Genomic DNA, 19,743 nt, shown 5'->3' with positions numbered 1-19,743 from the left:
GTTCCTGGTCAGCCGGGTTGCACCTGGAGCGACCAGTAGGCGCGGGCCACGAGCTGGGGGTTGCCGTTTTCGTCGAGGACCGGGTTACCCGCCTGGTCCGCGGCGAAGGCCGCGCCGAGTTGCTGGACCTCCACCACGACCACCTGTCCGGTGGGGGTGTCGGGAGTCGCCGTGTAGGCGAGCTTGGAGTTGCGGGAGAAGTACTGCTGCTTCGCCTTGAGGGCGCCGCCGCCGTCGGAGTACTGCGTGATGACCAGCCAGGGCGTGTCGCCGATTTCCGAGGGCACCGAGATCTGCACGGGCATGCCCGGCCGCGCCGTGAGGTGGGCCTGGGCGTCGGCATTCTTGCTGCAGTTGCGTATCAGCGCGTCACAGTCGACGAGCGGCTTGGCCGTGACCGTGTGCCCGTCGGAATAGAACGTGACCTCGGGCGGGCCCGCGGCCGTGCATCCGGTCAGCGCGAGTGCGCCACCAGCGAGGAGAAGAAGAAGCCTGGGCCGCATGAGGAAACACTACGAGTCGGTGGCAGGCGCCGGTCGCGGGGGCTGTGTCACCCTGAGCCACGGCACCAGTGAACTGCCTCGTCGCAGCAGGTAGGTCTGGGTGAGGCCGACGGCCAGCAGCAGCGAAACGGTCAGGAACCCGATCCAGTAGACGGGCGGCAGCAGCAGGCCGACCGCGCCGCCGAAGCACCAGGCGAGCTGGAGCACGGTCTCCGAGCGACCGAACGCCGACGCCCGCGACTCCTCCGGCAGTTCCTGCTGGATCACCGCGTCCAGGCTCACCTTCGCCAGCGCGCTCGCGGTGGCGCCGACCAGGCCCACGATCGCCGCGGTGGCGATTCCGGCGAGGACGGCGGCCAGCACCGTCGCGCCCAGCGTCGCCGCACCGGCGATCAGCACCACCTGGTTGGGGTGCCCGAACTGCAGTCGTGAGCCGAGCGCGTTGCCGACGAATCCGCCGGCTCCGGCGGCGACTCCGACCAGGCCGAGCAGCAGCAACTGCACGAAGGGGCTTTCGCCGGTCTGCTCGGCGTGCGCCTTCACCGCGAACGCCGCGAACATCATCAGAAAGCCGGTGAGCACGCGGATGCTTCCGTTGCCCCACAACGCCACCACGACGGTGCTTCCCAGCGGCTGCCGTTGCTTCTTCTGTCCGGTGCGCATCTTCAGCGAGGTCGGTACCTCGCCTTCGGTGACCTCGACCCAGGCCGGGATGCGCATCGACTGCCAGGCCGCTCCGACGCAGATCAGCGCGGTGAACCAGAGCGCGCCGGGCGCTCCGGCCAACGAGTTGACCCCGCTGGCGAGCGCGCCGAAGACGCCGCCCGCGATCAGCCCGAACACGGTCAGCCGCGCGTTCGTCTTGGACAGGGTGATGTCACGCGGGAGCACCCTCGGCGTGATCGCGGACTTGAGCACGGTGAAGGACTTCGACAGCACCATCATGCCCAGCGCGGCCGGGTACAGACCCCAGTCGTCGAAGTGCATCGCCATGATCACGGCCATCAGGCCCTGACCGAGCGAGGACACGGACATCGCGAGCCTGCGGCCACGCTGGATCCGGTCGAGCGCGGGCCCGATCACCGGGGCGACCAGGGCGAACGGCGCGATGGTGATGAGCAGGTAGAGCGCGACCCGGCCGCGGCCCTGGCCGCTGGTCGCCGCGAAGAAGAGGGTGTTCGCCAACGCCACGGCCATCGCCGCGTCGCTGGCGTAGTTCAGCATCACCGCGTAGGTCAGCGAGGTGAGCCCGGACTTGTCGGCGCCGTCCGCCCGGGTGGCCCGCCTGAACGCGGCGACCGCCCGCCCGCTGAGTTCGCGGCTGCGGAGCGCGGCGACCCGGGTGACGGTGATCTTCTTCGGGACTCGCGGAAGGGTGCCGGCCGCGGCCTCGCTGTAGGTGCGGTGGGTTTCCTCGCGCGGCGGCGGCCCGTACCTCGTGGGGCCTCCAGGCGCTTCCGTGGGCCGGGCGAAGCGCGTTCCCGGTGTCTCCCGGGGCGGATAGCCGTCGGTGTTGTAGTGCTCGTAGAGGGGTTCAGTCCGCCGGGGCGGCGCTTGCCGGGGCGGGTAGGACCGTGCTCCCCGGTTCCCGAGGGGGACCGTGCCGGCCGGTGCCTCGTCGGCAGGTGGGGAACCGTGCCCCGCGGGTGCGTGCGGATGCCAAGGTTGACCGGTACCGGGTTCCGGTGTCCATTTCCGTTTGCGCCCCACGGCTCAATCATGCCTCTTGCGATCGTGGCCGGCACCGTTGAACCGACCGCTTTCCCGAAATTGGCCCGCCCACCGCCCAGCCACCTTCACCGGGCGCGCTCCGCGCGACAGCCCTAATCAAGCGGATCGAACCTCACCCGGAACATGACCGGCCACAGTTTTCCCGTGACGAGAAAGTCGTCGGTCCCGGGCACCGCCGCGATGCCGTTGAGCACGTCGGCGCCACTTCGCTGCTCCTCGGTGAGCAGGCCGGAGGCGTCGGCGATCCCGCTCACGGTGCCGTCGGCCGGATCGATCCGGAGGATCTCGTCGGTCTGCCACACGTTCGCGTAGACGAGATCTCCCACACACTCCAACTCGTTGAGCTGATCGTAGGTCCGGGTCCGTGAGTGCACCGTCACCTGACCCGTCGCCGCGAAGGTGACCGGGTCGCGGAAGGTCAGCCGATCCGAGCCGTCGCTCATGACGAGCCTGGTGCCCCGCGCGGTCCCCTGGTGGCACAACCCCCAGCCTTCGCCCTCGTACCGCACCCGCCGGAGTTCCGCCAGCGTGGTGCTGTCCCGTTCGATCGCGATCCCGTTCTTCCAGGTCAACTGCCACAACACGGGGCCGAGCACGGTGATGCCTTCGCCGAAGAGGTCGGGCGGAAGCGGGACCACCGCGCGGGCCGGACGTCCGGGCTGCCCCGCACGCACCGAGGAACGTCCCTCCAGACCGGTGCCTTCGTACAGCGTGTCGCCGGAGAATTCGAGCCCTTCGGTGAAGGCCGCCGTGTCGTGGGGGAGGGTCGAAAGCACCTGGACGCGCAGGTGTGGCACGTCGTCGGGGGCAGCCGCCGAGCAGCCGGTGAGCAGGCAGGCGAGGACTACCAACGGCATGAAGAGGACAACGGTGCGCACGGCGTCCACCCTGACATGACCCGGGTCAACTCGGCGCTGCACAATTGAGGTATGACGCTGCTGCTCACCTTGGATGACGGCTCGATTCAGCGGGTCCTGGTCGACGCGGTCGAACTCGCCCGAGAGGCCGCGGTCGAAGAGGCGGGTGCCGAACAGGTCGGTGAGCACGCCGGTATCCGGCACGAGGACGCGGTGTCGGCGAGTCATCTCTTCGAGGCGAAGGTGCCCGGCTACCAGGGCTGGCACTGGTCGGTCACGATCGCGACGGCCGGGCCCGCGATGCCGGTGACGGTGAGCGAAGTGGTGCTCACTCCAGGGCCCGACGCATTGGTGGCGCCGAAATGGGTGCCCTGGGAGCGCCGGGTCCGCGCGGGAGACCTCGGTGTCGGGGACCTCCTGCCGACCGACGGTGACGACCCACGGCTGGTGCCCGCGTACCTGCACTCGGACGACCCCGCGGTGGAGGAGGTCGCGCAGGAGGCCGGGCTCGGCCGGGTGCACGTGCTCTCCCGCTTCGGCAGGCTGGAGGCGGCCGCCCGCTGGCGTGGTGGCGAGTTCGGGCCACGCTCCGACATGGCGCGCAGCGCGCCCGCGAGCTGCGGCACCTGTGGCTTCTACCTCCCGCTGGCCGGTTCACTGCGGGCCGCCTACGGGGTTTGCGGCAACGAGATCGCGCCCGCCGACGGGCACGTGGTGAACGTGGAGTACGGCTGTGGCGCGCATTCCGAGGTGGAGGTCGAAGTGACCTCCTCGGTGCCCGTCGCCGAGCTGGTCTACGACGACTCCGTGCTGGACATGGAGACCGCCGGCGACGGTGAATGACCGCACCATGACCGATTCGCCGGTGACGGCGCCGGACGATCCCTTCGGCACGGCTGTGCTCCGGGAGTCCGTGCTGCGAGCCTGGGCCGATTCGCCGACCCGGTTCACCGAGGACACCAACGCCGAGCGTGACCTGAGGGTCGGCGCCTACCGGGACCGCCTTTTCGTGGAGCTGGCCCAGAACGCCGCCGACGCCGCGTTGACGGCGGGCGAGCCGGGGCGGGTCCGGGTAGCGGTCGTCGACGGGGAACTGCGGTTCGCCAACACCGGCGCGCCCCTGGATGCCGCCGGCGTGGAAGCGCTTTCTTCCTTGCGGGCCTCTCGGAAGGGCGACGAAGCGGTCGGCCGGTTCGGGGTGGGGTTCGCCGCCGTGCTCGCGGTCACCACGGAACCGCGGGTGGTCTCACGCGGCGGCGGTGTCGCCTTCTCCGAGCGCCGCACTCGCGAGGCGAGCGGGCGCGAGGGCGAGGTTCCGGTGCTGCGGCTGCCCTGGCCGGTCGACGAGGAACCGCCGGAGCAGTACGACACCGAGGTCCGGCTTCCCCTGCGGGAAGGGATCGACTCGGAAGACCTTCTGGACCGGCTTGCCGGAGAGGTCGAGGATCTGCTGCTGGCGCTGCCGTGGCTGGCCGTGATCGAAGTCGACGGCGTCGTCTGGTCACGGTCCGAAGTGGACGGTGAAGTGACGCTGTCGGCGCCGGACTCCACACGCCGCTGGCTCACCTTCGACGGCGACGGCTGGGTGTGGGCGGTTCCGGTCGGCGACGGTCCGGCGCCGCTGGAACACGACGTCCTGCACGCGCCGACGCCCACCGACGAACGGTTGTCGTTGCCCGCCCGGTTGATCGCCTCGGTGGCACTGGAACCGACACGCCGTCGCCTGCTGCCGGGCGCGGGCGAGGCACTGGAAGAGGCTGCCCGGGGCTACCCCGGGTTCGTTCGCCGCGTCCGGCCGGAACACCGCCTCCGGCTCGTGCCGAAGGCCGGCTTCCCGTTGTCCGAAGTGGACGGTCAGCTGCGGGAACTGGTGCTGCGGGAGCTTTCCTCTCAGCCGTGGCTGCCCGCCGCTTCGGGCGGTGAGGTTCCGGGCTCGGGTGCGCGGGTGCTGAGCGTGGATTCGCCCGCGCTGGTGGAACTGCTGGCGGACATCGTGCCGGGCCTGGTCACGCCGTGCGGCCCCGAAGCCGCGACCGCGCTGGCCGTCGTGGGCGCCGACCGGCTCGACGCCGGGGAACTCGTCGAACTCCTGACCGGCGTCGAACGGTCGCCCCAGGTATGGCATTCGCTTTACGACGTGCTGCAGACCTTGCTGGAAGCGCATTCCGTGTCCGTCGACGATCTCGGGGCGCTTCCCGTCCCGCTCGCCGACGGCCGCACGGTGCCGGGGCCGCGGGGCGCCCTGCTCTTCGGTGATTCCGGAAACGAACTGCTGGACCTGCTCACCCGCGCCGAGGTCACCGGCCTGCGGCTGGTGCATCCCGAGGCCGCGCATCCGTTGCTGAGGCGCCTCGGCGCGATGCCCGCGGAGCCTGCCGACCTGCTCGACGCGCCCGCCCTGCGCGAGGCGGTGGAGCGCAGTGCCGAAGACGCACAGTCCGGTTTGGACATGCTTCCCCTGGCGGAAGCGGTGCTGCGACTGGCTTCCGAGGCCGGCGCGAGCGGGCTCGGCGCGCTCGCCCTGCCTTCCGCCGACGGGTGGCGCCGCGCGGACGAACTCGTCCTCCCGGGCTCCGAACTGCTGGATGTCCTCGATCCCGAAGCGCTCGGCGAGGACGCCCCGCTCTCCGTGCTGGACTCCGGCTTCGCCGAGCAGTGGCCGGCCGAGGCGCTGGTCCGGGTGGGCGTGACGGCCGAGTTCGGGTGCTCCGGTGACGAGATCCGGGATCTCGACCTGGTGGACGACGAAGCCTGGCCTCAGGCGCTGCGAATGCTCGCCGCCCGCCGGGAAACATGGGCGGCGCTCTCGGGCCCGTCCGGGGAATGGCTCGCGCGCAACGCGGTGCTGGCGGGCCGGGCGCCGGAGGACTGGCGGCTGCCCGAGGCCGGCGCGCTGGCCGGTCTGTACGACCCGGTGCCCGAGATCGGGGTGCGACCGGACGTGCTGGCCGCCGTCGGTGTCCGCACCGGACTTCGGGTCGCCGACCCGATCGACGCGGCGGACCTGCTGGAACGACTGGGCGACGCGAACCGCTCGGTCGCGCCCGGCCTGACCGCGCGCGCCTACGCGGCCGTCGCGGACGCCGATCTCGACCACGCGGAGTTGGCTCCGCCCGAGTACGTCCGCGCGATGGACGGCACCGTGGTGGAGGCCGACCGCGCCGCGGTGCTCGATCAGCCCTGGCTGGCGGCCGTCTGGCCGGCAGAGCGCCTGGTCGCGACGCTTCCGGGCCGGGCCGAGGGGCTCGCCGAACTGCTCGACGTGCCGTTGCTGAGCGAAGCCGTCTCCGCCCGGGTTCCGGACGACGGTGAGTACGTTCCGTGGTCGGAACTGACCGCCATCACTCTCGCAGCCGAACTTCTCGACCTTCCGGTGCCGGACGGTGGAGTCGTCGTGCACGAGGAGTTGATGGTCGAAGTGGACGGTGTCAAGCACGCCACGCCGTGGTGGGTGGAAAGTGGCCTGTTTCACGGGGAACATCACGCCGAAGACACGCCGTTCGGTCTCGCCCGCGCGTTCGCCTGGGCCTGCGATCGGTGGCCCGACCGCTTCCTCATCACCGCACTGCTCGAAGACCCCGACCCGAAGACCGCCCTCACCTAGCGTGCCGACCGCCGTGGCGGGTTATGGCCGCTCAGCCACTCATGCGACCTCGAGTTCGCGGCTTTCGTCTCCGACTCTGATGCCCAAGTAGAGGTGGCCTCCGAGTGCGCTCGCGTAACGCGCGAGGGTCGCAGTGGTGATGTCCGTGCCGTGCTCAGGTACTGCGCGTAAGTTCTCTTCGGCTACCGGTATGGAGCGGCGATACCAGGAGTTCCACTGTCCGGATTTGTCGCCCGCGACGAGGAGCACCACATTGCGCCACGGATCGAAGATGAACAAGATCCTCACCTCGCTACCACCGGTCGAGCCTGGCCTAACGTGGCAAGGGTTTTGAACGGTGTTCGGGGTGGACGCGGCCTGCCGCGGCGGGTTCAGAGGCCGGTCTGGGCGCCGCGTGAGCCTCGGCGGGCGGCGGATCGCTGCCAGGTCATGATGCCCATGCCGACGAAACCCAGCCCCGCGCCGGCGACGGTCGTCCACAACCAGACGCCGGGCGGGGTGCCGGTGACCGTCGAATAGATCGCCAGCCCGGCGAATCCGAGCAGCCAGAGGATCGTGCCGGCCACGACGAGCGGGAACAGGCCCGTGAGCCGGGGCGGTAGTTCCGGCACCGGGCGGGGAGTTGCCTCGGTCCCAGAGGTGTTGATCCGATCGCCCACGTCAGGAAGGCTACCCGCGAGTCACCGGGCCCTGGTGTGGGTACCGGGCTTCCAGCACCGAAAGAGCATCCCCTCGGGCACGGGCAGCGAAGGCGGTAAGGAATGTCGGCGGTCGACCGCATCTTCAAGATCAGTGAACGCGGGTCCAGCACCGGTCGCGAGATTCGCGGCGGGCTGGTCACCTTCGTCACGATGGCCTACATAGTCGTCCTGAACCCCCTGATCATCGGCAGTTTCTCGGCCACGGACCCGGGCGCGCACAAGGACGTGCTGGGCGGCATCCTGCCGGTGCCCGAGGTCGCGGCGGTCACCGCGCTGGTGGCCGGCGTGATGACCATCCTGATGGGACTCGTCGCGCGATATCCGTTCGCGATCGCCACCGGGCTGGGCATCAACAGCCTGGTCGCGGTGACCATCGCCCCCCAGATGACCTGGCCCGAGGCGATGGGGCTGGTGCTGATCGAGGGCCTGATCATCGTGGCGCTCGTGCTCACCGGTTTCCGGACGGCCGTGTTCAACGCCGTCCCGGCCGCGCTGAAGTCCGCGATCGCGGCGGGCATCGGGCTGTTCATCGCCTTCATCGGCCTGGTCGACGCCGGTTTCGTGCGGCGGCTGCCGGACGCGGCGAACACCACCGTGCCGGTGGGACTGGGGATCAGCGGGTCGATCGCGTCCTGGCCGACCGTGGTGTTCGTGGCCGGGCTGCTGATCACCGGCATTCTGGTCGCCAAGCGGGTGCGCGGCGCCATCCTGATCGGGGTACTCGGCACGACCGTGCTGGCGATCATCGTCGAGTCGATCGTGCACGCCGGCCCGTCCAACGGCACCAACCCGAAGGGCTGGAACCTCGGGTATCCGGCGTTGCCCGCCAAGGTCTTCGGCCTGCCCGACCTGTCCCTGGTCGGGCAGGTGTCGTTCGGGGCCTGGACACGTCTGCCGATCATCACCGTGGTGCTGCTGGTGTTCACGCTGGTGCTGGCCGACTTCTTCGACGCGATGGGCACGATGACCGGACTCGCCAAGGAAGCCGGCCAGCTCGGGGAGGACGGGCAGCTCCCGCGCGTGGGCAGGGCGCTGTTCGTGGAAGGGCTCGCGGGCGCGGCCGGTGGCTTCGCTTCGTCCAGTTCCAACACGGTGTTCGTGGAATCCGCGTCCGGTATCGCCGAAGGCGCGCGGACGGGACTGGCCAACATCGTCACCGGTGTGCTGTTCATCGCGGCGATGTTCCTGACGCCGCTGTACGAGTCGGTGCCGGTGGAGGCCGCCGCGCCGGCGCTGGTGATCGTCGGTGCGCTGTTGATCGGACAGGCCCGCGACATCGACTTCACCGATTTCTCGATCGCGCTGCCGGCCTTCCTGACCATCGTGATCATGCCGTTCACCTACTCGATCGCCAACGGGATCGGCGCCGGGTTCATCAGCTACACGGTCATCGCGGTGGCGACCGGCAGGGCGCGCCGGATCCACCCGCTGATGTGGGCCATCTCGCTGGCGTTCGTCGCCTACTTCGCGGTGGGACCGATTCAACAGGCCATCGGCGGGCACTGAAGCGGGTCGCGGGGGTAAGCGATTTCACCCTCTCGGGCTCATAATCGTAAGGTATGCTAAGTATGTGTCCGGGATGCGGGAAACTGCCTTGGCGAGCCGGCTTCGACTGGCCGTCATGCGGCTCAACCGCAAGCTCCGGGCGCAACGGACCGGCCAGGACGTCACGCTGACCCAACTCGCGGTGTTGTCCACGCTGTACAAATGCGGGGCCCTCACGCCGGGCCGGCTCGCCGCGCGGGAGGGCGTTCAGCCGCCGTCGATGACCAGGGTGATCGCGGCGCTCGAAGAACTGGGGTACGTCGAGCGCAGCCCGCACCCGAGTGACGGGCGGCAGTCGATCGTGACGCTCACCCCGGCGGGGCTGGCTTTGATCGACGAGACGATCTCGGCACGCGAGGCCTGGCTGGACCACCGACTGGCGGAGTTGAGCGAGCCCGAACGGGAGGTGCTCTCGCGGGCCGCCGAGATCATCGAACGAATCGCGGGAAACGAGTAACGCAGTGAACGTCATACGAAAAGCGAGATGGTTATGAGAGACGACGAGACGAAACAGCGGGCCGTCGGCGGTAATGCGCCGGTGAGCGCACGGTGACGACGGCGCGATCGAAGGAAGACAACGACAACTCGGTGACGGAGCACGGCGAAGCGCGCCGGCTGGGCATGTTCTCGTCGTTGCGAGTGCGCAACTACCGGCTCTACTTCAGCGGCCAGGTCGTGTCCACCATCGGCACCTGGATGCAGCGCATCGCCCAGGACTGGCTGGTGTTCGAGCTTTCCGGCAACAGCCCGATCGCGCTCGGCATCGCGGTCGCCCTGCAGTTCCTGCCGACGGCGTTGCTGTCGCTCTGGGCGGGCGTGCTCGCCGACCGGATGGACAAGCGGCGGCTGCTGACGGCCATCCAGAGCGGGATGGCGGTGCAGGCTCTGGTGCTCGGGTTGCTGACCGTCAGCGGCCTGGTCACGATCTGGCAGGTCTATGTGCTGTGCGCCGTGCTCGGCACGTTGAGCGCGCTGGATGTGCCCGCGCGCCAGTCGTTCGTCGAGGAAATGGTGGGGCGCAGGCACCTCGGGCCCTCCGTGGCGCTCAACGGGGCGGTGTTCAACATGGCCCGCATCGTCGGTCCCGCGCTGGCCGGCTTCGCGATCACCTGGGTGGGCACCGGCTGGATGTTCCTGGCGAACGCGGCGAGCACGTTGGCGGTCATCGCCGGGCTGCTGATGATGGACCCGGACAAGCTCTTCCGCGGGCCGAAGGTGGTTTCCGCGGGCGGTTCTCCGCTGCGCGAAGGGCTGGCCTACGTGCGCGCGCGGCCGGATCTCGTCACCGTGATGGCGGTGGTGTTCTTCGTCAGCACCTTCGGCATCACCTTCTTCGCTTCCCTCGCCGTCGTCGCCGGGAACGTGTTCGGCACCCAGGCCGACGGGTACGGCCTGTTGTCCACTTTGCTCGCCGTGGGCACCTTCGCCGGTTCCGTGATGGCGATCCGGCGCAACACGAAAGGCAGGCCCCGGCTGCGCGTGCTCCTGACGGCCACGTTCGGCCTGGGCGCGCTGGAGTTCATCGCCGCGTTCATGCCGACGTACCTGAGTTTCGGGATCGCGTTGATACCACTGGGTTTCGCGACCATGACGTTCATGAACACGGCCAACACAATGGTCCAGACCGCGGTCAGCCCGGAGATGCGGGGCCGCGTGATGGGTCTCTACGTACTGATGCTGCTCGGCGGGAACCCGCTCGGTGGCCTGATGGTCGGCTGGATGGCCGAAACCTTCGGTGGCCGCTCGCCGTTCTACATCGGCGGCGTGATCTCCGCGCTCGCCGCGGTCGTCTGCGCCGTCGTCCTGCTCCGAAGGGGCGGGATGACCTGGCGCGCGCGTCCGTTCACCGGATTCCGGATCCTGCGCGGCCGTCCGTCGCCGACCCCGACCTGCGCCGGTGACGCCAGTCGCCGCGTGGTCAGCCCGAAACCAGAGCGGGCGCTACCTTCTCGGCAAGCGTCCTGAGCGAGCCGCCGCCGGAGAAGGTGAGTTCCTGGGCGGAGTCGTCGGTCAGCTTGATCGCGACAAGGTCGTCGGTGATCAGCGCCGGCCGCCCGGCGAGCGTGCCGGGATAGACGCGCGGTGAGACCGTGTCCGTGTAGGCGGCGCGCACGCCGCCCACCGTGCACCGGCCGCCGAACTCCGGTTTCGGGGTACCGCCCAGTTCCCGGGACAGCGACGTGCACAACTGCCACGAGATCATCGGCCACGGCGAGTCGACGATTCCGTGGCCGTGAACCGGGTCGGCCTTTCTCGGCGGGATCGCGCCACCCGGGCCCACCGGCGGCAACGGCGGGCCCGGGGCCATGGTCGCGGCCACCACTTCGCGGGCGACCGTGGTGATCAGCGTGTCCGGTGGGTTCCGCGGGTCCGCCGCCGTGGCGGTGAGGTTCGCGAGCAGGTACGGCCTGATCTCGTCGTTCGCCGCGGCACCGACGAGGCGGACACCCAGCCGCGCGTTCGCCTTCGGCGCGAGGAATTCGAGTTGACCCGGGTGTCCCGCGATGTCGGCCGTGCGGGTGGGGTTCAGTGTTCCGACGGTGCGATCGAGGGTCAGGCTGATTTCCAGCGTGGCGGTGACGACGTGACAGCTCTGGCCCCTGACTTCCCGCAGTGCGGCACCACCGAGGATCTGGTTCCAGCGCTCCGGGGGGAGCGCCTGGCACAGCACCTGACCGATGGAGTCGGGCGGTAGCGCGGTCACCAGTTCACCCGAGGGGAGGGGAACGCTTCGGAGGGGCACGCCCTCCTTGGTGGGCCAGACCGTGGGCAGCGCCGGGGTGGCGGACCGGTCACCGGGGCCACCTCTCGACCACAGATAGCCGGTCGCGGCCGCGACCGAGGCGAAGGACAACAGCACCGAGACAAGGATCGCGATCACTGTCGACGTCTTCACGCCCGGAGGCTACATGGCCGTGACGAGGTGCCTGCCCGCGCCGAGCAATTAAGTTAGGCTAGCCTAATACGGCGGCTGCGTGGTGGGAGCGGCGGTCAGTGCGGGAACGGCAGGCTCCGGCGCCGGACATTCCGTCCGCGCCGGAGCCTTCCCGTCACAACTGTTTCACCTCGAAAAAAAGGGGCCCTTCCTCCCTGGAAGGACCCCTTTTTCCGTCGTTTCCTCAGAGGAGGAGACCGTTACCGCCGGAGACAGCGTTGTCGAAACGCTTGCTGACCTCCGCCCAGTTGTAGACATTCCAGAGCGCCTTGACGTAGTCGGCCTTGACGTTCTTGTAGTCCAGGTAGAACGCGTGCTCCCACACGTCCACCAGCAGGATCGGCACCGTCGGCAGGATGAGGTTGTTGTGGTGGTCGCGCAGCTGCTGGGTGATCAGCGTCTTGCCCACCGGGTCCCACGACAGAGCGGCCCAGCCGTTGCCCTGGATGGTGGTGGCCACCGCGGTGAACTGGGCCTGGAACTTGTCCCAGGAACCGAAGGCCTCGTCGATGGCCGAACCCAGCTCGCCGGTCGGCTTGTCACCGCCTTCGGGGGAGAGGATCTTCCACCACACGATGTGGTTGGCGTGCCCGGCCAGGTTGAACGCCAGCGTCGTCTCCAAGCCGACAATGGAGCCGAAGTCACCCTTTTCGCGCGCGTCGGCGAGCTTGTCCAGGGTGTCGTTGGCGCCCTTGACGTAGGTCGCGTGGTGCTTGCTGTGGTGCAGCTCGTTGATCTGACCCGAGATGTGCGGGGCAAGCGCGCCGTAGTCGTAATCGAGATCGGGGAGCTCGTAGCGGGCCATCAGCCCTCCTTCTTTTCGACGTCCGTTGTGATTCCAAAACTAGTGGCAACCGTTTCCGGGTGCTAACCGGGGAGCGCGGGCCCGGCGTGCCGTCTCGTCGACGGCACGCCGGGCTCACCTCCTCTATTTGTTGTACGACTTCGAGCTTTGTCGAGGTCAAGTAAGGTGAGTCTGATCACTCCACCGGCCACGTGTGTACCGGGTCCCCGACCTGGGCGAGGTCGAGGTAGCGCGTGAGCATCGTGGACAGTGCCGTCTCACGGTCGGCACCACGGCTCTCGGCGAGTGACACCATCTTCCGCTGCCACCACGCACCGTTGCGGCGGGTGGCGCAGCGCGCCTCGATCACCCCGAGGTAGCGCTCGATGGCGTCCTCGGAGACCTCGGCCGCGCGCAGTCCTTCGCGGGCCAGCGGCAGCAGCACGCGCAACACCAGCTCGTCCGGGGCGATCCACCCGATGCCCGGCCAGTAGAGCCGCGCGTCGAAACCGTCACGGGCACCGGCGTACAGATTCTCCTCCGCGGCGTGGAACGACATCCTCGTCCATAGTGGACGTTCCGACTCGGCGAGCGCCCGTTGCGCGCCGTAGAACAGGGCGGCGTTGGCCACGATGTCCAGCACGGTCGGCCCGGCGGGCAGCACCCGATTCTCCACGCGGAGGTGAGGTTCGCCGTCCACCACGTCATAGACCGGGCGGTTCCACCGCCACACCGTGCCGTTGTGCAGGCGCAGCTCGCCGAGGCCGGGCGCCCGGCCGGATTCGAGCGTCTCCAGCGGATCCTCGTCGTCGGTTTCCGGCAGCAGTCCCGGGAAGTACCGGACGTTCTCCTCGAACAGGTCGAAGATCGAGGTGATCCAGCGCTCGCCGAACCAGACCCGTGGCCGCACTCCCTGGTTCTTCAGCTCCTCCGGGCGTGTGTCGGTGGCCTGGAGGAACAGCGGGATGCGGGTCTCGTGCCACAGCGCCTTGCCCAGCAGGAACGGAGAGTTCGCGCCGACCGCCACCTGTACCCCGGCCAGGCACTGAGCGGCGTTCCAGTGCGCGGCGAACTCCTCCGGTGCCACCTGGAGGTGTAACTGCACCGACGTGCACGCCGCCTCCGGCAGGATCGACTCGGTGACCACGCGCAGTTGTTCGGGTTCACCCCCCGGCAAGGGCGCGCCGTCGAGCGCGAGAGACGGGTGTTCTCCGCGCGCGGCGAGAATCTGGTCGTTGAGCAACGTGTAGCGCGTGTTGTTGGTAATCCATTTCTGGTCGAAATCGGAGGTCGACAGGGTCGGCAGGATGCCGATCATCGCCAGCCGGACCTCGCAGTCGTTCGCCTTTTCGTCGGCCTCGCCCAGATAACCGCGCAGATCGCGCTCGAGCTCCGGCATGCTGTCGCCGGCCAGCGGTCGCGGCGGCACGTTGAGTTCGAGGTTGTGCTGGGAAAGTTCGGTGGTGAACGAAGGGTTGTCCAGCGCCTCGAGCACCAGCGCGTTCGACATGGCCGGACGCAGCTTCGTGTCGACCAGGTTGAGCTCCACTTCCAACCCGATGTGTCTTCGGGGAAAGGAGAAATGCCCATCCGAGAGCATTCTGCCCAGAGCGTCCAGGCACCGCGCCACCTTGCCCCGGTACCGTGCGCGCTCTGCCGCGTCGAAGCTGTCCGCCGTCAGGTCCTTGCCCATTGCCATCCCTGCTTCCAGCTTTACTGGTTCTGGCCCGGCGGACAACAGTCGCACAGTGGCCGATGTCGTCACATCGGCCAAACTGGTGCTGTCCGCTACCTGCTGTTGACTTCTTGTGACACTCATCTTTTCCGGTGGGGGCACGGTCCCCACACCCCCGCTGGGGGCAAGCCTTCGGACTCCCTTCGCGCTAGGGGTACCCGGGACGAACGGGGGATTGCCACCGAGGCCAGACTTCATACCTGTGGGTACTCTGATCTTCACCACAGATCCCGCGGATCCTCGCCTCGACGACTTCCGCGATCTGTCCACTGCGGACCGCAGACCCGATCGCCCCGGGGGCCGTGGTCTGGTGGTCGCCGAAGGCACGGTGGTGGTGCGGCGGCTGTTCTCCTCGGCCTACCCGGTCCGCGCCGTACTCGGCGTGGAACGGCGGATCCGGGAACTGGAACCGGAACTGCCGGAGGTGCCCGCCTACATCGTCCCGGCCGAGGTGATGGCCGAAGTGGTGGGATTCCACCTGAACCGGGGCGTGCTGGCGGTCGCCGACCGCGCGTCGATGCCCACGGCCGGTGAGATCCTGGCCCGTTCGCGGACGGTCGCCGTGCTGGAAGGCGTGGGAGATCACGAAAATCTCGGTGCCCTGTTCCGCAACGCGGCAGCGCTGTCGGTCGGCGGGGTGCTGCTCGGCGCGGGCTGTGCCGATCCCTTGTACCGGCGCAGTGTTCGCGTGTCGATGGGAAACGTGCTGCGCGTGCCGTTCGCCGCGCTGCATCCGTGGCCGTCCGGTCTGGACTCGGTGGCCGAGCACGGGTTCCGCACCGTGGCGCTGACTCCGCGCGCGGACGCCGTCGACCTGCGGTCGCTCGGCACGGGGAAGTTCGCGCTGCTGGTCGGTTCCGAAGGGCACGGCCTGACTCCGGGCGCGCTGGCCGCCGCGGAACTCGCCGCGCGCATCCCCATGGCGCCGGGGGTCGACTCGTTGAACGTCGCGACAGCGGCGGCCATCGCGTTCTACGAACTGGCAGCGCGGTGAGCCAGTAATGTCCCCGTTGGAAGATGGTCTCTTGCCGGGGAGGGGTGTAGTGGAGCTGCGGGTCCGCGGGGAGCGCGCGGTACTCAGCGGGCGAGGCGCCCCGCACAGGGAAATCGACCCGCACAGCCTGGCGCTCGGCGTCGAACTCGCCGACGCCCTGCACGAGTGGGCCCGGGTCGCCGCCGCGGTGCGCCGTTCGCGGCACGGCGGGGAACCGGGGCAGGCGGCCTTGGTCGTCAGACGGCGTGGGCACCAGCTCGCGACCCGGGTGGCGGCCGTGATGGGTACCGCGGTGTTCTACGTCGACCCGGTCAGCGACGAGACCATCGTGGTTCCGCCCCCACCCCGTCCGGAGCACGCGCCGACCTTGGCCAACCGCGTGTTCGGCGTGTCGCGTCCGGGCGCGGAGCCGACGCCGTGGGGCACCGGGCTGCTGGTGGCCGGGTTCATCGCGGCCGTCGTGATCACCGCGATGCTCGCGCTCGCCGACGCGATGGCGGCCGAAGTCAGCGGATGGCTGGTCCTCGTCGCGGCCGCGGTGGTGACCGTGGGTCTTACGCCCTCACTGTGGCTGGCGCGCCGGCTGCCGATCGTCCGCTGGATCGCCCTCGGCGCGGCCGCCGGCATGATCGTCGCGTGGTTCGGCGTGCTCGCCATCGCCCTGTGACCGTGTTTTTGGAAGCAAGGGGCATTTACTACGGATGATCCGTGCCCAATCGGCGGCCGGACGAAAAGCGTGTCCGGCCGCGTGCAGCGGCCTCCGGCGGGCGACCAACGCCGTGAGCGACCGCCGTTGCCGCCTCTGGCCGAGCAAACGCCCCTTGCTCCAGAAAAAGCACTAAACCGGCGCTGTGATCAGCCGCGTTGGGAGCGGACGCCGAGGAGGACGTCTTCCCAGGCCGGGACTACCGGGTGGTTCTTCTTCGACTTGGGCTTGGGCTCGGCCCGCGCGGGTTCCGGCACCTTGACCTCCGGCGCGGCGGGCTCGCGGACCGGCTCCGGTTCCGGCTCCGGTGCGGGCGGGGGTGGAGCCGGCGCCGGAGCGGCCGGCTTTTCGACGGCCTCGGGTTCGACCGCCCTCAGCGTGCGCGGTGCGCGGTGCGGGTCGAGGAGTTCCTCGGCACGCTCGTTGAGCGCGGTCACGGTGCCACCGTGGGCGCCCGGTGAGAACGACCAGTGCGCGCTGTTCTCCGAACGGCCCGCCTGCCAGCGCAGCGCGACGACCCACTTGCCGTCCTCGCCGCGCCAGGAGTCCCACTCGGCGTGCGTGTAGTCCTGGCCGCGCACGCCGAACGCGTAGGCGACGACCTCGGTCAGCGTCCGGACGTCGGGGCCGTCTTCGCGCACCGGGTGCGCCTGCTGCGCCAGCTCCGCTGTCCGTGACCGCTCCAGCAGGACCGGGTAGGCGAAGCGCTCGACGCGCTGCATCGGTATCCCGGCGACGGAGGCCACCTGCTCGACGGACTCACCTGCCCGGATGCGGGCCTGGATCTCGCGTGGTCGCATCTGGCTCTCCATCTGGATCTCGATCTGGCCGAGCCGGGAGACGTCACCCCTCGCGGCCGCCCGCAGCCTCTCGTCCGCCGGAAGGAGGAAACGTTCGCCGCGCTCGGGGTCCTCGCACACGATGGACTTCCCGTCCTCGTGCAGACCGACCACCCTCAGCGCTCGCATCCGTCGCCTCCTGACTTCACCTGGTGAGTGCCAACGGTAGAGCGGCGCGTCGGCTTGACGCGGGAGGCGCGCCGACACACGATCGGTTGTTTCGTCTTGACCTCGATCCGGTGAGCCCATCGACCCCTAGTCGGAGAGCCGCTCGACCACCCATTCGATGCAGCTGATCAGCGCGGTGATGTCGCCCGGCTCGATGGCCGGGAACATGCCGACGCGGAGCTGGTTGCGGCCCAGCTTGCGGTAGGGCTCCACGTCCACGATCTCGTTCGCGCGCAGGACCTTGGCCACCGCCGAGGCGTCCACCTCGTCGACGAAGTCGACGGTGCCGACGACCTGTGAGCGCAGGGCGGGGTCCTTGACGAAAGGCACCGTGTAGCTGGTCTCCTCGGCCCATTCGTAGAGCCGGGTCGAGGAATCACGCGTGCGCTCCACCGTCCAGTCCAGCCCGCCGTTGCCGAGCATCCATTCGATCTGGTCGGCGAGCAGGAACAACGTCGCGACGGCCGGGGTGTTGTACGTCTGGTCCTTGCGGGAGTTGTCGAGCGCCGTGGTCAGCGACAGGAACTCGGGAACCCAGCGGTCGCTCGCGCCGATCTCACCGACCCGCTCGATCGCGGCCGGGGACATCAGGGCCAGCCACAGACCACCGTCGGAGGCGAAGCTCTTCTGCGGCGCGAAGTAGTAGACGTCGAAGTCCTCCGCCTTGACCGGGAGCCCGCCCGCGCCCGAGGTCGCGTCGATCGCGACCAGCGCGCCTTCGCTGCCCGCCGGGCGCCGCACCGGCACCGCGACGCCGGTGGAGGTCTCGTTGTGCGCCCAGCCGACGAGGTCCGTGCCGGGCTCGTAGGCGATTTCGGGGGCGCTGCCCGGTTCGGCCTTGACCACGACCGGGTCGGCGAGGAAGGGCGCGCCCTTGGTGACCGAGGCGAACTTCGAGGAGAACTCGCCGTAGGTGAAGTGCTGCGACCGCTCCCGCACCAGCCCGAACGCGGCCGCGTCCCAGAAGGCCGTCGTCCCGCCGTTGCCGAGCACGACCTCGTAGCCGTCCGGCAGGCCGAAAAGCTCCGTCAGGCCCGCCCGTACGCGTCCGACCAGGGATTTCACCGGCTTCTGGCGGTGGGAGGTGCCCAGGTAGGCCGCGCCTTCGGAGGCCAGGTTGGCGAGCTGCTGCGCGCGGACCTTCGAGGGCCCGCAGCCGAAGCGGCCATCCGAGGGCTTGAGTTCAGCGGGGATCGTCAGCTCGGTCATGTGCACCAGTGTCGCAGGCTCGCTTCCGCCGTTACACGCCGGTGGCCTGCGTCTCAGCTACTGGACGGTTGGTCACGACGACCCTGCCAGCCGGCTTCGTCGACACCACCCGGGATGGGCGCGGCCGGGTCGTACGGGGTGCGGGTGAAGACGAAGGTCACCAGGTCGAGGGAACGGGGAGTCCCGTCGGACGAACGCGAGACCCGCAGCGTTTCGCCGGCGTAGTAACCGTCGAGGCCGACCCATTCGTCCTTCTCCCCGGAGGGACGGAACCGGGAGGCGCGGCCGCCACCGACGGGCACGAGATTCAGCATCGGTCCGGGAATCAGATACATGTGGTGAGGCTTCGGGCCCCAGTGCCACAGGCCGGTCAGTTCCAGCAGGTTCGGGTCGACGTCGGACGGCTGCCATTCGGCGGGCAGCTTCGGCTCCTGGTCGTCCGCGATGGCGATCAGGTCGATGGTCAGCGAGATGATCGAGGGCCCGGACGTGCTGTTGGCGAAGGCGAGCGCGCCGGTGCCGGTGTTCTCGTCGACGAGCGTGCACGCCACGAAGCCCGGCATGGATCCGCTGTGCCCGGCCAGTCGCCTGCCGTTGAGGCGGAACAGCTGGAAACCGAGGCCATAACCGGAGGTCCACGTGCCGTCGTCGTCGACCGTCGCGACCGCGCGCATTTCCGCCAGCGTGCCCGCGTGCAGCACTTCACCGGTCTGCCCGCCCGTGAAGGCGGTCCAGCGGGCGAGGTCGGTGACCGTGGACCACAACTGCCCGGCAGGCGCCATCGCTCCCGCGTCCGGCGACGGTTCGGGCAGCAGCAGGTCGGCGTAGGGATGGACGGCCCAGCCGGAAGCGTGCGGCGGCTCGGGGTGCGGGGTGGTCCGGGACATTCCGAGAGGCCCCAGGACTTCCCGCCGGAGTGCTTCGAACCAGGAGGTGCCGCGGTGCCGGGCGACGAGTTCGCCGAGCACCCCGTAGCCGACGTTGGAGTAGTGGAACCTGCTGCCGGAGCGATGCTTGATCGTCTCGGGGGTGAGGCTCGCTTCCAGCGCCGGCCAGTCGCCGCCCGCGGTGCGTTCCCACCACGAACCGGGCGACTCCGCGGTCACCCCACCGGTGTGGGAGAGCAGTTGCGCGATCGTGATCGAGCCGAACCGGGTCCCCGGCAGGTGCTTGTCCAACGGGTCGTCGAGGTCCAGCCGTCCCTCGTCGCGCAACCGCATGACCAGCGTGGCCACGAGCGACTTGGTGATGGAACCGATGCGGTACTGCGTGTCGACGGTCGGGGCGTCGTCGCCGACCCGGCCGCGCGCACCGGAGAAGACGATCTCGCCGTCCCGGACCACGGCGGCGGCCAACGACGGCGCGCGACCGGTCGACTGTTCCGTGGCGAGACGGCGGAGGAGGGCGTTTTCCGTGGCCGGGAGCATGAAGC

18 protein-coding genes are annotated in these 19,743 nt (G+C 69.5%); 7 read left to right on the top strand and 11 right to left on the bottom strand.

What is annotated here, in order from left to right:
- Nucleotides 1-8 precede the first annotated feature (8 nt).
- The 3 genes from ACFSXZ_RS13810 to ACFSXZ_RS13800 all read right to left on the bottom strand — a co-directional run bounded on the left by ACFSXZ_RS13810 (nucleotide 9) and on the right by ACFSXZ_RS13800 (nucleotide 3,112).
- A complete protein-coding gene (locus ACFSXZ_RS13810) occupies nucleotides 9-503 on the bottom strand; it encodes a DUF2771 family protein (RefSeq protein ID WP_378265131.1) in 495 nt (164 codons plus the stop codon).
- A gap of 9 nt (nucleotides 504-512) precedes the next feature.
- Nucleotides 513-2,213: an MFS transporter gene (locus ACFSXZ_RS13805; RefSeq protein ID WP_378265129.1), complete on the bottom strand. Its 1,701-nt coding sequence runs from the start codon at nucleotides 2,211-2,213 to the stop codon at nucleotides 513-515.
- Nucleotides 2,214-2,326: 113 nt separating this feature from the next.
- The gene (locus ACFSXZ_RS13800) at nucleotides 2,327-3,112 is read right to left on the bottom strand and encodes a glutaminyl-peptide cyclotransferase (RefSeq protein ID WP_378265127.1); all 786 of its coding nucleotides are present in this window, start codon (nucleotides 3,110-3,112) and stop codon (nucleotides 2,327-2,329) included.
- Between the two features lie 51 nt (nucleotides 3,113-3,163).
- Here ACFSXZ_RS13800 and ACFSXZ_RS13795 point away from each other — a divergent pair, with 51 nt between their 5' ends.
- The gene (locus tag ACFSXZ_RS13795) at nucleotides 3,164-3,934 is read left to right on the top strand and encodes a DUF3027 domain-containing protein (RefSeq protein ID WP_378265125.1); all 771 of its coding nucleotides are present in this window, start codon (nucleotides 3,164-3,166) and stop codon (nucleotides 3,932-3,934) included.
- Between the two features lie 7 nt (nucleotides 3,935-3,941).
- Nucleotides 3,942-6,695: a sacsin N-terminal ATP-binding-like domain-containing protein gene (locus ACFSXZ_RS13790; RefSeq protein ID WP_378265123.1), complete on the top strand. Its 2,754-nt coding sequence runs from the start codon at nucleotides 3,942-3,944 to the stop codon at nucleotides 6,693-6,695.
- A gap of 39 nt (nucleotides 6,696-6,734) precedes the next feature.
- Here ACFSXZ_RS13790 and ACFSXZ_RS13785 read toward each other — a convergent pair whose 3' ends face one another.
- On the bottom strand, nucleotides 6,735-6,983 hold the full coding sequence (locus tag ACFSXZ_RS13785; RefSeq protein WP_378265121.1) for a type II toxin-antitoxin system RelE/ParE family toxin: 249 nt from the start codon (nucleotides 6,981-6,983) through the stop codon (nucleotides 6,735-6,737).
- Nucleotides 6,984-7,066: 83 nt separating this feature from the next.
- On the bottom strand, nucleotides 7,067-7,354 hold the full coding sequence (locus ACFSXZ_RS13780; protein ID WP_378265119.1) for a DUF2530 domain-containing protein: 288 nt from the start codon (nucleotides 7,352-7,354) through the stop codon (nucleotides 7,067-7,069).
- A gap of 102 nt (nucleotides 7,355-7,456) precedes the next feature.
- On the opposite strand from ACFSXZ_RS13780, the gene ACFSXZ_RS13775 reads away from it, so the two are divergent.
- From ACFSXZ_RS13775 to ACFSXZ_RS13765, 3 genes are all read left to right on the top strand, one after another.
- Nucleotides 7,457-8,902 (top strand): NCS2 family permease, encoded by a 1,446-nt coding sequence (locus ACFSXZ_RS13775; RefSeq protein WP_378265117.1) that lies wholly within the window; start codon nucleotides 7,457-7,459, stop codon nucleotides 8,900-8,902.
- Between the two features lie 73 nt (nucleotides 8,903-8,975).
- Nucleotides 8,976-9,398, top strand: a complete 423-nt coding sequence (locus ACFSXZ_RS13770; protein ID WP_378265115.1) for a MarR family winged helix-turn-helix transcriptional regulator — start codon at nucleotides 8,976-8,978, stop codon at nucleotides 9,396-9,398.
- A gap of 164 nt (nucleotides 9,399-9,562) precedes the next feature.
- A complete protein-coding gene (locus ACFSXZ_RS13765) occupies nucleotides 9,563-10,906 on the top strand; it encodes an MFS transporter (RefSeq protein ID WP_378266446.1) in 1,344 nt (447 codons plus the stop codon).
- On the opposite strand, the gene ACFSXZ_RS13760 is transcribed toward ACFSXZ_RS13765, so the two are convergent.
- The 3 genes from ACFSXZ_RS13760 to ACFSXZ_RS13750 all read right to left on the bottom strand — a co-directional run bounded on the left by ACFSXZ_RS13760 (nucleotide 10,860) and on the right by ACFSXZ_RS13750 (nucleotide 14,353).
- Nucleotides 10,860-11,837 (bottom strand): hypothetical protein, encoded by a 978-nt coding sequence (locus ACFSXZ_RS13760; protein WP_378265113.1) that lies wholly within the window; start codon nucleotides 11,835-11,837, stop codon nucleotides 10,860-10,862. The two genes, ACFSXZ_RS13765 and ACFSXZ_RS13760, sit on opposite strands and share 47 nt — an antisense overlap.
- 223 nt (nucleotides 11,838-12,060) lie before the next feature.
- The gene (locus ACFSXZ_RS13755; protein WP_378265111.1) at nucleotides 12,061-12,681 is read right to left on the bottom strand and encodes a superoxide dismutase; all 621 of its coding nucleotides are present in this window, start codon (nucleotides 12,679-12,681) and stop codon (nucleotides 12,061-12,063) included.
- 175 nt (nucleotides 12,682-12,856) lie between these two features.
- A complete protein-coding gene (locus ACFSXZ_RS13750; protein WP_378266445.1) occupies nucleotides 12,857-14,353 on the bottom strand; it encodes a glutamate--cysteine ligase in 1,497 nt (498 codons plus the stop codon).
- Between the two features lie 244 nt (nucleotides 14,354-14,597).
- Here ACFSXZ_RS13750 and ACFSXZ_RS13745 point away from each other — a divergent pair, with 244 nt between their 5' ends.
- Nucleotides 14,598-15,389 carry a TrmH family RNA methyltransferase gene (locus tag ACFSXZ_RS13745; RefSeq protein ID WP_378265109.1) on the top strand — a complete coding sequence of 264 codons (792 nt, stop codon included), beginning with the start codon at nucleotides 14,598-14,600 and terminating at the stop codon, nucleotides 15,387-15,389.
- A gap of 49 nt (nucleotides 15,390-15,438) precedes the next feature.
- Complete coding sequence (locus tag ACFSXZ_RS13740) at nucleotides 15,439-16,056, top strand: DUF2537 domain-containing protein (RefSeq protein WP_378265107.1); 618 nt, start codon at nucleotides 15,439-15,441, stop codon at nucleotides 16,054-16,056.
- Between the two features lie 188 nt (nucleotides 16,057-16,244).
- On the opposite strand, the gene sepH is transcribed toward ACFSXZ_RS13740, so the two are convergent.
- The 3 genes from sepH to ACFSXZ_RS13725 form a co-directional block, all read right to left on the bottom strand.
- A complete protein-coding gene (gene sepH, locus ACFSXZ_RS13735) occupies nucleotides 16,245-17,063 on the bottom strand; it encodes a septation protein SepH (protein ID WP_378265105.1) in 819 nt (272 codons plus the stop codon).
- A gap of 126 nt (nucleotides 17,064-17,189) precedes the next feature.
- Nucleotides 17,190-18,311 carry a phosphoserine transaminase gene (serC, locus tag ACFSXZ_RS13730; protein WP_378265103.1) on the bottom strand — a complete coding sequence of 374 codons (1,122 nt, stop codon included), beginning with the start codon at nucleotides 18,309-18,311 and terminating at the stop codon, nucleotides 17,190-17,192.
- 53 nt (nucleotides 18,312-18,364) lie between these two features.
- Nucleotides 18,365-19,738, bottom strand: a complete 1,374-nt coding sequence (locus tag ACFSXZ_RS13725) for a serine hydrolase domain-containing protein (protein ID WP_378265101.1) — start codon at nucleotides 19,736-19,738, stop codon at nucleotides 18,365-18,367.
- Nucleotides 19,739-19,743 lie beyond the last annotated feature (5 nt).

The sequence above is a fragment of the Amycolatopsis pigmentata genome (assembly GCF_042684065.1).
In the GTDB taxonomy this organism is placed as follows: domain Bacteria; phylum Actinomycetota; class Actinomycetes; order Mycobacteriales; family Pseudonocardiaceae; genus Amycolatopsis_E; species Amycolatopsis_E pigmentata.
The sequence above is the reverse complement of the archived record's forward strand: the minus strand, read 5'-3'. Positions and strand labels throughout refer to the sequence as shown.